The 13,643-nt window shown below is 74.2% G+C and carries 15 protein-coding genes, 2 tRNA genes and 1 other RNA gene; 7 read left to right on the top strand and 11 right to left on the bottom strand.

Annotated features, from left to right (window positions below):
• The coding region (locus ACYVKY_RS06830; RefSeq protein WP_460434222.1) for a DNA polymerase III subunit gamma and tau at nt 1-1,849 on the bottom strand (1,849 nt) is incomplete at its 3' end.
• 134 nt (nt 1,850-1,983) lie between these two features.
• On the opposite strand from ACYVKY_RS06830, the gene ACYVKY_RS06825 reads away from it, so the two are divergent.
• From ACYVKY_RS06825 to ACYVKY_RS06815, 3 genes are read left to right on the top strand one after another with little or no spacing between them, the layout of a single operon-like run.
• Nucleotides 1,984-3,444 carry a GntP family permease gene (locus tag ACYVKY_RS06825; protein WP_460434221.1) on the top strand — a complete coding sequence of 487 codons (1,461 nt, stop codon included), beginning with the start codon at nt 1,984-1,986 and terminating at the stop codon, nt 3,442-3,444.
• Nucleotides 3,441-3,971, top strand: coding sequence for a gluconokinase (locus ACYVKY_RS06820; protein WP_460434220.1), 531 nt, complete (start codon nt 3,441-3,443; stop codon nt 3,969-3,971). Before ACYVKY_RS06825 ends, ACYVKY_RS06820 begins: the two co-directional genes overlap by 4 nt.
• Before the next feature lie 23 nt (nt 3,972-3,994).
• The gene (locus ACYVKY_RS06815; RefSeq protein ID WP_460434219.1) at nt 3,995-4,450 is read left to right on the top strand and encodes a GNAT family N-acetyltransferase; all 456 of its coding nucleotides are present in this window, start codon (nt 3,995-3,997) and stop codon (nt 4,448-4,450) included.
• On the opposite strand, the gene zwf is transcribed toward ACYVKY_RS06815, so the two are convergent.
• Nucleotides 4,447-5,874, bottom strand: coding sequence for a glucose-6-phosphate dehydrogenase (gene zwf / locus ACYVKY_RS06810; RefSeq protein WP_460434218.1), 1,428 nt, complete (start codon nt 5,872-5,874; stop codon nt 4,447-4,449). The genes ACYVKY_RS06815 and zwf overlap by 4 nt on opposite strands.
• Nucleotides 5,875-5,904: 30 nt before the next feature.
• Nucleotides 5,905-6,001, bottom strand: an RNA gene (ffs, locus tag ACYVKY_RS06805) — signal recognition particle sRNA small type.
• A gap of 62 nt (nt 6,002-6,063) precedes the next feature.
• Here ffs and ACYVKY_RS06800 point away from each other — a divergent pair.
• Nucleotides 6,064-6,151 (top strand) — tRNA-Ser (locus ACYVKY_RS06800).
• Here ACYVKY_RS06800 and ACYVKY_RS06795 read toward each other — a convergent pair.
• Complete coding sequence (locus tag ACYVKY_RS06795; RefSeq protein ID WP_460434217.1) at nt 6,139-6,798, bottom strand: Pr6Pr family membrane protein; 660 nt, start codon at nt 6,796-6,798, stop codon at nt 6,139-6,141. The genes ACYVKY_RS06800 and ACYVKY_RS06795 overlap by 13 nt on opposite strands.
• A complete protein-coding gene (locus ACYVKY_RS06790) occupies nt 6,798-8,366 on the bottom strand; it encodes a P-loop NTPase family protein (protein ID WP_460434216.1) in 1,569 nt (522 codons plus the stop codon). The genes ACYVKY_RS06795 and ACYVKY_RS06790 overlap by 1 nt, the downstream gene beginning before the upstream one ends.
• A gap of 61 nt (nt 8,367-8,427) precedes the next feature.
• On the opposite strand from ACYVKY_RS06790, the gene ACYVKY_RS06785 reads away from it, so the two are divergent.
• Genes ACYVKY_RS06785 through ACYVKY_RS06775 form a run of 3 tightly spaced genes read left to right on the top strand, consistent with a single transcriptional unit; the run spans nt 8,428 to nt 10,160 of the window.
• Entirely contained in the window at nt 8,428-8,727 is a 300-nt protein-coding gene (locus ACYVKY_RS06785) for a type II toxin-antitoxin system VapB family antitoxin (RefSeq protein ID WP_460434215.1), read from the top strand.
• A gap of 51 nt (nt 8,728-8,778) precedes the next feature.
• Nucleotides 8,779-9,519 carry a LytR C-terminal domain-containing protein gene (locus tag ACYVKY_RS06780; protein WP_460434214.1) on the top strand — a complete coding sequence of 247 codons (741 nt, stop codon included), beginning with the start codon at nt 8,779-8,781 and terminating at the stop codon, nt 9,517-9,519.
• 32 nt (nt 9,520-9,551) lie between these two features.
• Nucleotides 9,552-10,160: a hypothetical protein gene (locus ACYVKY_RS06775; protein WP_460434213.1), complete on the top strand. Its 609-nt coding sequence runs from the start codon at nt 9,552-9,554 to the stop codon at nt 10,158-10,160.
• A 7-nt stretch (nt 10,161-10,167) separates the two neighbouring features.
• On the opposite strand, the gene ACYVKY_RS06770 is transcribed toward ACYVKY_RS06775, so the two are convergent.
• The 6 genes from ACYVKY_RS06770 to ACYVKY_RS06745 form a co-directional block, all read right to left on the bottom strand.
• A complete protein-coding gene (locus tag ACYVKY_RS06770) occupies nt 10,168-10,674 on the bottom strand; it encodes a DUF2243 domain-containing protein (protein WP_460434212.1) in 507 nt (168 codons plus the stop codon).
• 49 nt (nt 10,675-10,723) lie between these two features.
• The gene (locus tag ACYVKY_RS06765) at nt 10,724-11,083 is read right to left on the bottom strand and encodes an ATP-grasp domain-containing protein (protein ID WP_460434211.1); all 360 of its coding nucleotides are present in this window, start codon (nt 11,081-11,083) and stop codon (nt 10,724-10,726) included.
• Between the two features lie 181 nt (nt 11,084-11,264).
• Nucleotides 11,265-11,354: transfer RNA gene (locus tag ACYVKY_RS06760), tRNA-Ser, on the bottom strand.
• 100 nt (nt 11,355-11,454) lie between these two features.
• Nucleotides 11,455-12,390 (bottom strand): type IV toxin-antitoxin system AbiEi family antitoxin domain-containing protein, encoded by a 936-nt coding sequence (locus tag ACYVKY_RS06755; protein ID WP_460434210.1) that lies wholly within the window; start codon nt 12,388-12,390, stop codon nt 11,455-11,457.
• A 127-nt stretch (nt 12,391-12,517) separates the two neighbouring features.
• Nucleotides 12,518-12,988, bottom strand: a complete 471-nt coding sequence (tadA, locus tag ACYVKY_RS06750; RefSeq protein ID WP_460434209.1) for a tRNA adenosine(34) deaminase TadA — start codon at nt 12,986-12,988, stop codon at nt 12,518-12,520.
• Nucleotides 12,989-12,996: 8 nt separating this feature from the next.
• Nucleotides 12,997-13,608 carry a tRNA adenosine deaminase-associated protein gene (locus ACYVKY_RS06745; protein ID WP_460434208.1) on the bottom strand — a complete coding sequence of 204 codons (612 nt, stop codon included), beginning with the start codon at nt 13,606-13,608 and terminating at the stop codon, nt 12,997-12,999.
• Nucleotides 13,609-13,643: the final 35 nt, after the last annotated feature.

The following is a 13,643-nucleotide window of genomic DNA, read 5'->3' as shown; positions in this document are numbered from 1 at the left end:
GCGGGCGCTCGGCCGGTCGGCGCTCGGGCGCCGCCTGCGGGCGCTCGGGCTGCGGGCGCTCGGCCGGGGGACGCGCGGCAGCGGGAGGTGCGGACGCGGGTGGGGTCGCGGCCCGGGCAGGCGGTGCGGAGGCCGCGCCCTCGACCGCCTCGACCCGCACCTTGACGCCGAGCAGCTGCTCGACGGCGGCCGAGACCACCTCGGCGTGCTGGCCGTTGCCGAAGCCGCGGGCGGTGCCCTGGTTCGAGAAGGCCAGCCGCAGCACGCCACCGGACAGCTCGTGCACCTGGGCGTTGGCGCTGATGATCATCCAGGTCGAGCGCTTCATGCCCTGCACCTGGCGCAGCAGGTCGGGCCACATCCGCCGCATCGCGTCGGTGTCGAGCGCGCCCGGCTGGGCCTCGGCCGCAGCGCCCGGGTCGGGCTCCGGCGTCGGACGCCGCTCGGCCGCAGGCACCTGCTCGGCCGCGGGTGCCTGCTCGGCAGCGGGTGCCTGCTCGGCGGGTCGTTCGGGAGCAGGTCGCTCGGCGGCCGGCCGCTCGGGAGCCGACCGCTCGGGAGCCGGCTGCTCCGTCCGCGCCGCAGCCGGTGCGGACGACGGGGCAGCCACCGGGGTCGCGGCCACCGGCCGCGCGGGTGCGGTCCCGGCGGTCGGCCGCGCGGGCGTCGCCACCGGGCCGGGCGCACCCGCCCCCAGCCGACGCTCGATCCGGTCGAGGCGGGCACCGAGGCCGCCCTCGCCCGCGTCGGCCGACGGCAGCAGCAGCCGGGCGCACAGCAGCTCGAGGTGCATGCGGGGGCTGGAGGCGCCGACCATCTCGGTGAGCGCGGCGTTCACCACGTCGGCGGCCCGGGACAGCTCGCCGGCCCCGAGGTAGGTGCTCTGCGTCCGCATCCGGTCGAGCTGGTCCTGCGGCACGGCGCGCAGCACGCCGTGCGCCGCCTCGCCCATCGCCTGCAGCACGATCAGGTCGCGCAGCCGCTCCAGCAGGTCGGTGACGAACTGGCGGGGGTCGTGCCCGGACTGCACCACCCGGTCGACGACCCCGAACAGCGCGGCGCCGTCGGCCTGGCCGAGCGCGGAGACCACCTCGTCGAGCAGGGCTGCGTCGGTGTAGCCGAGCAGCGAGACCGCCAGCGGGTAGTCGACGCCCTCGGGGCCCGACCCGGCGATGAGCTGGTCGAGCACCGACAGCGAGTCGCGCACCGACCCGGCGCCCGCGCGCACGACCAGCGGGAGCACGCCCTTGGCGACGGTGACCCCCTCGTCGGCGCACAGCTGCTCGAGGTAGGAGGAGAGCGTGTCGGGCGGCACCAGCCGGAACGAGTAGTGGTGGGTGCGGGACCGGATGGTCTGCAGCACCTTGTCGGGCTCGGTGGTGGCGAAGACGAACTTCACGTAGTCGGGCGGCTCCTCGACCAGCTTCAGCAGGGCGTTGAAGCCTGCCGGCGTCACCATGTGCGCCTCGTCGATGATGTAGACCTTGAACCGGTCGCGGGCGGGGCCGATGGTGGCCCGCTCGCGCAGCTCGCGGGCGTCGTCGACGCCGCCGTGGCTCGCGGCGTCGATCTCGACGACGTCGAGGCTGCCGGAGCCCCCGCGGGCGAGCTCGACGCAGGACGCGCAGGTGCCGCACGGCGTGGGCGTCGGGCCCTCGGCGCAGTTCAGGCAGCGGGCGAGGATGCGGGCCGAGGTGGTCTTGCCGCAGCCGCGCGGGCCGGAGAACAGGTACGCGTGGTTGACCTTGCCGGCCCCGAGCGCGGCGAGCAGCGGCGCGGTGACGTGCTCCTGCCCGATCACGTCCGCGAACGACTCGGGGCGGTAGCGGCGGTACAGGGCCTGCGTCACGGCCCCGACCCTAACCGCCGGGTCCGACGCAGCGGCAGGCCGTCGTCCGGCGCGTGGGGGTGCCTGCGGGTGCCCGCGGTGCCAGGGTGGGGCGACGCCGCCGCCGTGGGCGGACACCGACCCCGGGAGGACCCGTGGAAGCCATCGAACCGGCCTACGGGACGGTGCCGCTGCTGCTCATCGCGCTGGCCGCCGTCCTGGTGCTGCTCACCCTGATCCTGCGGTTCAAGCTGCACGCGTTCGTCGCGCTCGTGCTCGTCAGCCTGCTGACGGCGCTCGCGACGCGGATCCCGTTCGCCGACATCGTGCCGACCCTGCTCGGCGGCTTCGGCACCACGCTGGCGACCGTCGCGCTGCTGGTGGGCTTCGGCGCGATGATCGGTCGGCTGCTCGAAATCACCGGCGGCGCCCAGGTGCTGGCCGACACGCTCATCAACAGGTTCGGCGAGAAGCGGGCACCGTTCGCGCTCGGCGTCGCGTCGCTGCTGTTCGGCTTCCCGATCTTCTTCGACGCCGGCCTGGTCGTGATGCTGCCGATCATCTTCAGCGTCGCGCGCCGGTTCGGCGGGTCGGTGCTCACCTACGCCCTGCCTGCCGCGGGCGCGTTCGCCGTCATGCACGCCTTCGTCCCGCCGCACCCCGGCCCGGTCGCGGCCGGCGACCTGCTCGGCGCCGACATCGGGCTCCTCGTGATCGTCGGCCTCGTGCTGGCCCTGCCCACCTGGTACGTCGGCGCGTACCTGTTCGGCACCTTCACCGGGCGGCGGCTCGAGCTGCCCGTCCCGGCCGGGCTGGGCGGTCGCGACGCCGCCACCGACGACGTCGCCGACGGCCAGGACCGCGACGTCGAGGGGACGTCGCCGGGCACCACCACCGGCGGCACCGACCTGCGCAAGCGCACGGTCGCACCGCCGCGGTTCGGCACGGTGCTGCTCGTGCTGCTGCTGCCGCTCGTGCTCATCTTCCTCAACACCGGCGTCTCCACGCTGGCCACCGCCGGCGCCGTCGACGGCGACGCGACGTGGGTGAACGTCCTGAAGATGGTCGGGCAGACCCCGGTCGCGCTGCTCATCACGGTGCTGGTCGCGATGGTCGTGCTCGGCCGCGGCCGGCACGACAAGGCCGGCATCGAGGAGATCGTCAACGGCGCCCTCGGCCCGGTCTGCGCGATCATCCTCATCACCGGCGCCGGCGGCATGTTCGGCGGCGTGCTGCGCACCAGCGGCATCGGCGAGGCGCTCGCGGGCAGCCTCGAGTCGACCGGCCTGCCCGTCATCGTCGCCGCGTTCGTGGTGGCGACGGCGCTGCGCGTCGCACAGGGCTCCGCGACCGTCGCGCTCACCACCACCGCCGGGCTCATCGCGCCGACCGTCGAGGCGACCAGCGGGCTCAGCGCCTTCGACCTGTGCTTCATCGTCATCGCGATCGCGTGCGGCTCGACCGTCCTGTCCCACGTGAACGACTCGGGGTTCTGGCTCGTCGGCCGGTTCCTGGAGATGGACGAGAAGACGACCCTGAAGACCTGGACCGTGATGGAGACCCTGCTCGGCACCGTCGGCTTCGTGCTGGCGCTGATCGGGAGCCTGCTGCTGTGAGCGCCGACGGCGCGACGTCCCACGTGGTCGTCATGGGCGTCTCGGGCTGCGGCAAGACCACGGTCGGCGAGGGGATCGCCGAGGTCACTGGGTGGCGGTTCGCCGAGGGCGACGCGTACCACCCGCGCGCGAACGTCGACAAGATGGCGTCGGGGACGCCGCTCACCGACGAGGACCGCCGGCCGTGGCTGGAGCGGCTGGCGTCCTGGGTCGGCGAGCAGGAGGCCGGGGGACGGTCGTCCGTCCTGTCCTGCTCGGCGCTGAAGCGGTCGTACCGCGACCTGCTGCGGTCCGGCGCGCCGCACGTGCGCTTCGTGCACCTGCACGGCGACCGCGCGATCCTCGAGGAGCGGCTGTCGACCCGGGCCGGGCACTTCTTCCCGGCCCGGCTGCTCGACACCCAGCTCGAGACGCTCGAGCCGCTGGCCCCGGACGAGGACGGCGTCGTCGTCGGCCTCGACCTGTCGCCCGAGGAGCAGGTGGCACGGGCGGTCGCGTTCCTGCGCGGCGACGACACGTCCACGTAACAGCGGTCGGGCACCATGCGCCGGTGCTCATCGCGCCCGACGACCCGCTGCGTCCCGACGTCCTGGCCCTGCTCGAGGGCCACCTCGCCGACATGCGCGCGACGTCGCCGCCCGAGAGCGTGCACGCCCTCGACCCGCAGGCCCTGACGGCGTCCCGCATGAGCTTCTGGACGGCGCGGGACGACGGGCTCCTGCTCGGCTGCGCGGCGCTGGCCGACCTGGGCGGTGGTGAGGGCGAGGTGAAGTCGATGCGCACCGCACCCGCGTCCCGGGGACGGGGGGTGGCGGCCGCGCTGCTGGAGCACCTGCTCGAGACCGCCCGCGAGCGCGGGTACGCGCGGGTGAGCCTGGAGACGGGCAGCCAGGACTTCTTCGCTCCCGCGCGACGGCTCTACGCGCGGCACGGGTTCGAGGTGTGCGGGCCGTTCGGGTCCTACCGGGAGGACCCGCACAGCACGTTCATGACGCTGGCGCTCTAGAGCTTCTTCTCCCGCCAGGGGCGCTCGAACGGCAGCCGCCAGGCCCACGGCGCGACGAGCTGGTGGATCTGGTTCGGCCCCCAGCTGCCCGGCTTGTACGGGCGTGGGACGGGCGGCTGGTCGAGCAGCGGCTGCGAGATCTCCCAGAGCCGCTCGATGCCCTCGGCCGAGGTGAACAGCGTCCGGTCGCCGCGGGCGGCGTCGTAGATGAGGCGCTCGTACGCCTCGAGCACCGAGCCGGCCCAGTCGGTCTCCTGCACCGAGAACTGCATGCTCAGCTTGTCGAGCCGCATGCCCGGGCCCGGACGCTTGCCGTAGAACGACAACGACATCCGCGACTTGTCGGCGAGGTCGAAGGTCAGGTGGTCGGGGCCGTGGTCGCCGACGCCGGAGCCCGGCGGGAACATCGACAGCGGCGGCTCCTTGAACGCGATCGAGATGACGCGGGCGCCCTCGGCCAGCTGCTTGCCCGTCCGCAGGAAGAACGGGACGCCGGCCCAGCGCCAGTTGTCGACGTAGCACTTCAGCGCGATGAAGGTCTCGGTCTCGGACTCGCGGGCGACCCCCGGGATGTCCTTGTAGCCGTCGAACTGCCCGCGCACGACGTCGGTGGGCTGGATCGGCAGCATCGAGCGGAAGACCTTGTTCTTCTCCTCGCTGATCGCCCGCGGCTCCAGCGCTGTCGGCGGTTCCATCGCGGTGAACGCGAGCACCTGGAACAGGTGCGTGACGACCATGTCGCGGTAGGCGCCGGTGGCCTCGTAGAAGTCGGCACGCTGCTCGAGGCCGAGCGTCTCGGGCACGTCGATCTGCACGTGGTCGATGTGGTTGCGGTGCCAGATCGGCTCGAAGAGCCCGTTCGCGAAGCGGAAGGCGAGGATGTTCTGGGCCGCCTCCTTGCCGAGGAAGTGGTCGATGCGGAAGATCTGGTCCTCGTCGAAGACGGCGTGCAGCTTCGCGTTCAGGTTCCGAGCGCTCGCCAGGTCGGTGCCGAACGGCTTCTCCATGATGATGCGGCTGCGCTCGACCAGGCCGGCCTCGGCCAGCTGCTGCACCACGCTCAGGGCGGCCTTGGGGGGCACGCTCAGGTAGTGCAGGCGCCGGGCGCCCTCACCCAGCTCGGCCTCGGCCCGGTCGACGGCCTCGCGGATCGCCCGGGGCCCGGCCGACCCCGGCACCCACTGGGTGCGCTTGGCGAGCTCGCGCCAGTCGTTCTCGTCGTAGTCGTGGCTGCTGTGCTCGCGGATGGCCTGCTCGGCGACCTCGAGGAACTCGTCGTGGGTGAGGTCGTCGAGCGAGGTGGCGACGACGCGCAGGTCGTCGAGGAGGCCGGACTGGTGCAGGTGCAGCAGGCCCGGGAGCAGCTTGCGCTTGGACAGGTCGCCGGTGGCGCCGAACAGCACGACGGTGGTGGCCGCGGTCATGGGGCCAGCCTGGCACCCGCGCGGCGGGGACGCGAGGACCCCCCGTGCACCCGACAGAGCCCACCTACCCTTGCTGCCTTCCGGCCCTGGGGGAGTTCAGCGGGGTGACGCCGCACGAGGGGTCGGGGGCAAGTGTAGCCAGTCGAACGAGGTGCGGAGCACCCGTCCCGCTCCGGTACCCTCGTCGGCGGAGGATTCGCCTAGTGGCCTAGGGCGCACGCTTGGAAAGCGTGTTGAGGGAAACCTCTCAGGGGTTCAAATCCCCTATCCTCCGCCAGCGCGAGGCCCCCGACCGGTCCGGTCGGGGGCCTTCGTCGTCCCCCCGCCCGCTCGACGGGCGTCCCACCAGGTCAGCAGCAGGACGAGCAGGACACCCAGCACGGCGATGCCGACCGAGGTGACCGCCACCGCGCCGTACCCGCCGTCCGCCGGGTCGAGGAACGGGTACGGGTACCAGCCGACCAGCGGGCCGCGGACGAGGCTGTAGGTGACGTACGCGAGCGGGTACAGCAGCCACAGCAGCGCGCGGCGCAGCGGGACGGCCGGCGCGGGCGGGTCGACCGCCCAGTCGAGCGCGAACCAGACGGGGACGAGGTAGTGGAGCACGGTGTTGTCCCACGGCACCGCGGTGAGCACGTCCTGCGGCAGGCCCGACAGCAGCACGGCGAACACCAGGCCGGTGACGACCATGCACAGCGTCGCGAGGCCGCGCAGCCACGACAGCCACGGCGCGGGCGGACGGGTCGCGACGAGCAGCAGCGTCACCGCGGCGAGCAGGTTGCTCTGGATGGTGAAGAACGAGAAGAAGTTCGACGGCACGAACGTCCCGCGCCCGACGAGGGTGACCACCTCGAGGACCACGGACGACAGGCCGAGCAGCGCGACGACCACCCGCAGCACGCGGAGCACCGTCGAGCGCGGCATCAGCGCTTCCTGACCCCGAAGACCGACCGCATGATCTCGCGGCCGAGGACGGTGCCGGCCGAGCGCGCGAACGAGCGGAAGGCCTGCGACCCGAGCACCCGCTCGACCGCGCCGGGCTCGGCCGGTGGCGGCTCCTCGCGGCGCCGCTCCGGCGGCGGCGCGGGCTCCCCCGGGGCGGGTGCCTGCGGGGCCGGGGCGGGCGGGGGCGCCAGCTTCGCCGTGAGCCGCTCGTACGCGCTGTCGCGGTCGACCGCCTGCCCGTACTCCGCCGACAGCGGCGACGCCTGCACGATCGCCGCGAGCGTCTCGGCCGGCGCGGGGGCCATCAGCGACTGCGGGGCGCGCAGCCGGGTCCACGCGACGGGGGTGGGCGCACCCTTCTCGGACAGGACCGTGACGACCGCCTCGCCGGTGCCGAGCGAGGTCAGCACCTCCTCGAGGTCGTAGGACGACGTCGGGTAGGTCGTGGCCGTCCGCTTCAGCGCCTTGGCGTCCTCGGGCGTGAACGCGCGCAGCGCGTGCTGGACGCGAGAACCCAGCTGCGCCAGCACCTCTCGGGGCACGTCGGTGGGCGACTGGGTGACGAAGAAGACGCCGACACCCTTCGACCGGATCAGCCGGACGGTCTGCGCGACCTGGTCGAGGAAGGCGTCGCTGGCGTCGTCGAACAGCAGGTGCGCCTCGTCGAAGAAGAACACCAGCTTGGGCTGGTCGACGTCGCCGACCTCGGGGAGCGTCTCGAACAGGTCGGCGAGCAGCCACATCAGGAAGGTCGAGAACAGCACCGGCTGGTCCTGCACCGACGGCAGCTCGAGGCAGCTGACGATGCCGCGGCCGTCGGAGGCGGTGCGCAGCAGGTCGGCGGTGTCGAGCTCGGGCTCGCCGAAGAACTCGTCCGCGCCGCCGTCGGCGAACGCGATCAGCTCGCGCAGGATGACGCCGGCGGTCGCCTTGCTGAGGCCGCCGAGCCCCTCGAGGTCGCCCTTGCCCTCGTCCGAGGTGAGGTACTGCACGACCGCCCGCAGGTCCTTGAGGTCGAGCAGGGGCAGCCCCGCCTTGTCGGCGAAGTGGAACACCAGCGCCAGGGACGAGGTCTGCACCTCGCCGAGCCCGAGCACCTTCGCGAGCAGCGTCGGTCCGAACGAGGTGATCGTGGCGCGCACCGGGACGCCCGACCCCTTGCCGCCCAACGAGAACAACTCGACCGGGCACGCGGTGGCCGTCCAGGTCTGCCCCACGTCGGCGGCGCGGGAGGTGACCCGGTCGCTCGCCTCGCCCGGCGCGGCCAGCCCGGACAGGTCGCCCTTCACGTCGGCGACGAAGACGGGCACGCCGTGCGCCGAGAGCTGCTCGGCCATCAGCTGCAGCGTCTTGGTCTTGCCCGTGCCGGTCGCGCCGGCGACGAGGCCGTGCCGGTTCAGCACCGACAACGGGATGCGCACCTGCGCCTCGGGCACGCCCCGGTCGTCGACCACGAGCGCGCCGAGCTCGAGGGCGGCGCCGTCGGTCGCGTACCCCTCGGTGACGGTGCGGACGAGGTCGGACGTGGCACCGCTGGGCTCGGTCACGGCGGCAGGCTACTGGCGCGAACCGCGCCCGGGGAGCCCTCCCGTGCCTAGGATCGGACCCGTGATCTTCAAGGCGGTGGGTGAGGGGCGTCCGTACCCCGACCACGGCCTCATCACGCCCAAGCAGTGGGCGGAGGTGCCGCCGCGCCAGGTGCGGCTCACCGACCTGGTCACCACCAAGCGCACGCTCGACCTCGACGCGCTGCTCGCGGAGGACTCCACGTTCTACGGCGACCTGTTCGCGCACGTGGTCGAGTGGCAGGGCCGGCTGTACCTCGAGGACGGCCTGCACCGCGCCGTGCGCGCCGCCCTGCAGCAGCGGCCCGTCCTGCACGCCCGCGTCCTGGTGCTGGACGACTGAGCCGTGGCCGGCCCCGGGGGGAGCGACCGCGACAGGTCCCAGGACGACGGGATGTCCCGCGACGACCCGTACCGCGACGACGACGGCGCGTGGGACGACGGCGACGGCTACGACGACGAGCCGGAGTGGACCGACGAGGACGAGGACCGCTACCAGGCGCGGGTCGCCGCCGAACGGCGGCGCAAGCACCTCCGGCGGCGGCAGGCGTGGTCGTTCACCGTGCTGGTGCTGATCGTCGGGCTGCTCGGCCTGGGTGGCGCGGGCGTCGTCCAGGGGTGGTGGGCGTGGCCCTTCGGCCAGGGCGGCGACGGGCAGGCCGGCGAGGGCTCGAACACGTGCCCCACGCCGTCGTCGACGCTGGCCGCCCCGGGGGCCACGCAGGTGCAGGTGCTGAACGCCACCCAGCGCCGGGGGCTGGCGGCCGACGTCGCCGCGCAGCTGGGCCAGCGCGGCTACGCGGTCGCCGGCATCGGCAACGACGACAGCGGCGTGGCCGTGGCCGAGCCGGCGCAGGTGCGGCACGGCCCCGAGGGCGTCCTGCAGGCGCAGACCGTCGCGATCAACATCCCGGGCGCCGTGCTCGTCGACGACGGGCGTCCGGGCAACCAGGTCGAGCTCGCCCTCGGCGAGGGCTTCGCGGCGCTGGCGACGCCCGAGGAGGTCGCGGCCGCCCTCGCACCGGTGGCGCCGACCTCGTCCCCGGCCGGCTGCACGCCGCCGCCGACCACGCCCCCACCCACCACCCCGCCGGCGACCGACCCGGCCGCCACCACGCCTCCGCCCACCGGCTGAGCCGCTCGACCACCCCGTCCAGGAGGACCACCGTGGGACTGCTCCCCACCCCCGCCGAGCTGCTCGGCGCCGCCGCCGGCGTCAAGCAGGTCGTGACCGGCACCGTCGACCAGGTGGCCGAGAGCGCGTCCGGCGCGCTCGCGCTGGTCCCCGCGGCCACCGCCCTGCTGGCGCGGGCGTCCGCCCTGCTCGACCGCGCCGACGCGCTCGCCGACCACGCCCAGCTCGTGATCAGCCGCATCGACGAGGTCGTGACCGAGTCGGACGCCACCGTCGAGCGCGTCAACGTGGTGACCACCAAGGCCGACCGGACGATGGGCGGCGCCACCGGTCTGGTCGACCGTGCGGACTCGCTGCTGTCGAGCGTCGAACCCGTTGCGCGACAGGGCGTCCCGATCGCCGAGAAGATCGTCGACAGCATCTCGCCGGCCGAGGTCGACGCCATCGTGTCGATCATCGACACCGTGCCGACGCTGCTGCGCCACGTGCAGGACGACGTGCTCCCGCTGCTGCAGCAGCTCGACGCCGTCGGCCCCGACGTCCACGCGATCCTCGAGACCGTGCAGGACCTCGCCGAGCGCATCGAGGCGCTCCCCGGCATGGGCCTGCTGCGCCGCCGGGCCGACAAGGACGACGACTGAGCCCGGCCTAGCGCTGCACCAGGGCGCGACGACCGCGCGCCTGCAGCGCCCACCCGGCCGCCAGGAGCAGCACCGACACCGCGAGGAACCCCAGGTCCCACGCGAGCGGACCGCCCAGGTCGTCGCGGACGTGGTGCAGCTGCAGCACGTGGTGGTCGATCACGCCCTCCACCAGGTTGAACAGCCCCCACCCGGCGACGAGCAGCCCGACGTGGAACGACCAGCTCGGCGCCAGCCGTCCCCGCCGCCACTGCGCGACCGTCAGCAGCGACCCGGCCAGCACGCACGCCCACGCGAGCAGGTGGAACAGCCCGTCCGCGAGCGTGTTCAGCTCGAGCCCCTCGAGCGTCGTCATCGGCGAGCCCTCGACGTGGCTGACCATGTGGTGCCACTGCAGCAGCTGGTGGATCACGATGCCGTCGACGAACCCGCCCAACCCGATGCCCAGCAGCAGCCCGGGCGCCCGGGACGGTGCGGCGGTGCTGACGTGCCGGTCGGTCTGCGCGGTGGCCATGGGCGCGCCCTACCCGCCACCACGCGCCTCACCCGGGCGCGGCGGCGACTCAGGTGCAGAACCTCGTGTAGCCCTCGGCCACCAGCTCGGGGGGACCCGCGGAGCGCAGCACCACGTCGAGGGGCTCGGCGTGCGGCTGGCCGCGGCGACGGTAGGTCGACGCCGCTCGCACCTCGCCGTCCAGGATCCAGCAGCGCCACTCGGACGTCATCGTCACGAGCTCGCTCACCAGCAACGGCTCGCCGTCCGGCAGGGTCGGCAGCTCGAATCCGCGGTAGACCCCGGGCTCGAGCTCCTTGCCAGCCGTCCGCAGGTTCGAGCAGCGCCAGGGGCACGGCTCGACGGACGTGCTCGGCGAGGAGGGGACCGCCGAAGAAGTGCGTCCGATGTGCTGGCGAGAGGGCCGCACGCAGGTCGTCGCCCCGGCGTACCGGCACGACCCGCAGCCCCCGGCCGACGGCCTCCTCGCCCAGGGCCCGGACGGTGGCCGACGTCGACGCCGGGACGACCAGGACGTCGGTCATGCTCCCCCCGTGCGATCGACCGGATGCTGCGAGGGGCCCGGCGTCTGCCGGGCCCCTCGTCGCGTCTGGCGGTGGCGGTGGGATTTGAACCCACGGTGGAGTTGCCCCCACACACGCTTTCGAGGCGTGCTCCTTTGGCCGCTCGGACACGCCACCGCCGACGAGGATACCGACGCCGTCGGTGGCGTCCAAACGACCTCCTCCGGACGCGGCCGGGGAAGATGCGGATCCGCTGCGGTAGCCGGAACTTCTCCGGTCAGCTCACGACGCGACAGTTCGGTCCGCACCGGAGCAGCGCCCCCGTCCAGCCCCGCGCCCGGAGCGCCCGCGCGACCTGGCCGGCGGTGGCGCACGGCGCGGCGACGACGTGGCGCCACCGGTAGCGCAGGGTCAGCTCACCGCAGTCGATCGCGACGTCGTTGTCGCGCCAGGTGTCGTCGTCGGTCGCCCCCTCCGGGTGCGCCAGGCGACCGTCGAGCTCGACCCGCAGGGCGTGCTCCTCGTACCGGCGGTCGGAGCGGATCCAGCGGCCACCGACCTTCGTCCGCACCTGCAGGCGCGCGGCCGGCAGCCCGTGGCGCTGCTCGACGCGGTGGTACCGGTGCTCCAGCGCGGACTCGACGCCCTCGTCGACCTCCGCGAGGAGCTCGGCCAGCACGGCACGCCACGGGTGCCGGCTCATGGCCGCGAGCGACTGCTCCACGCACAGCAGATCGGCGCCGGCCCGCAGCCCGTCGGTCAGCACGCCGATCAGCTCGTCGGCTGTGCGGGCAACCCCGGTGAGCTCTGCCACCGTGCGGTCGGTGCGGGTGCGCGGCAGCGGGTCGCGGACCACGTCGCCGTCGAGGTACCGGCGTCGGAGGACCACCAGGCCGGGCTGGGTGACCACCCGACGCTCCCAGGGCACGAGCACCTCGATCGTGCGCGGCGGGCGCCGCACCACACCGCAGACGAACCCCGCCGACCGCAGACCGAGGGCTGCGCCGGGTCCGGCGTAGGCGACGGCCGCGGCGGCGCGCACACGCCACGGCAGCGGGCCGCCGTGCCGCACATAGACGCCGGGGTGGACGCGCTGCCAGTGGCCGCTGCGCACCCGGGCGGCGAACCACCGCGGCGAGCGGCCCGCATCCAGCACGTCCGACCTGGTGACGACGCCGACCCGACGCCGCTCGTCCCGCAGCAGCTCGTCCACGCCCGCGAGCCTGCCGACGTGCGTCCGGTCGCGACACCGCCGACCGACGATCTGTGGACGACCAGAAGGGCTGTGGACGACGCACCGGGGAAGATCCGGCACCGCCACGGTTCCGGACCTTCCCCGGTCAGCGGCGAGAGCGGAAGAAGTCCTCGAGGAGGGCGGCGCACTCGGTCTCGCGGACGCCGCCGAGGACGTCGAGGCGGTGGTTGAGCCGGCGGTCGCGGACGAGGTCCCACAGCGACGACACGGCGCCGGCCTTGGGGTCCCAGGCGCCGAGCACGAGCCGGTCGACGCGCGCCAGCACCGCGGCGCCGGCGCACATCGTGCAGGGCTCGAGCGTGACGACGAGGGTGCAGCCGTCGAGGCGCCAGCCGCCCCGGGCGGCCGCGGCGGCGCGCAGCGCGAGCACCTCGGCGTGGGCGGTGGGGTCGCCGGTCGCCTCCCGCGCGTTGCGGCCCGTCCCGACCACCTCGCCGGACGCGTCCACGACCACGGCTCCCACGGGGACGTCCGAGGTCGCGAGCGCGGCCCGGGCCTGGTCGAGGGCCAGCCCCATCCAGCGCTCCTCGTCGGGACGCGCGGGGTGGGGCGCCACGGGCAGGCTCAGCGCAGCGCCTCGACCAGGTCGTCGAAGCCGCAGACCTCGCCGACGGCGGCGAGCACGGCGGCCGGGTCGTCCTGGTTGTCGTCGACGAGCTCGACCAGGCGGGTCGCGCTGACGCCGAGGTCGGACAGCAGTCCCGGGTCGCCCGCCCACAGGTCGACCGGCTCGGGGTCGGGGTCGGGCTGGACGAACGAGCTGCCGCCGAGCGCCTCGGCCATGTCGGCCTCGGCCTGGGCGTCGTGCTCGGCCTCCTCGTCGGTGGGCTCGTCGTCGTCGGCGTCCCCGTCGGCCGCGGGCCGCTCGTACGCGTGCGTGCCGGCCGGCACCTCGGCGTCGACGTCGCCCGCCGCCGACAGCACCGGCTCGTAGTGCCCGGCCATCGCGGCGGCGTAGTCGGAGACGAACAGGCGGGGGTCGTCCTCGCCGTCGACGCGGACGAGCGCGAACCAGCCGTCCTCGCGCTCGATCACGCACAGGACGGGGTCGTCGCCGAGGGCGACGCCGCGCATCAGGTCGGCCAGGTCGTCGAGGTCGGCGCAGTCCTCGACGTCGACGTCGCGGGCGCGCCAGGAGGACCCGTCGGAGGCCATCACCGCGGTGAAGAACGACACGGCGCCATCCTGGCAAAGCCGCCCGGCCCGGACCA

The organism is Angustibacter speluncae, from assembly GCF_054777815.1.
Note: the sequence above shows the minus strand (reverse complement) of the source record. Positions and strands in the feature narration are given on the sequence as shown.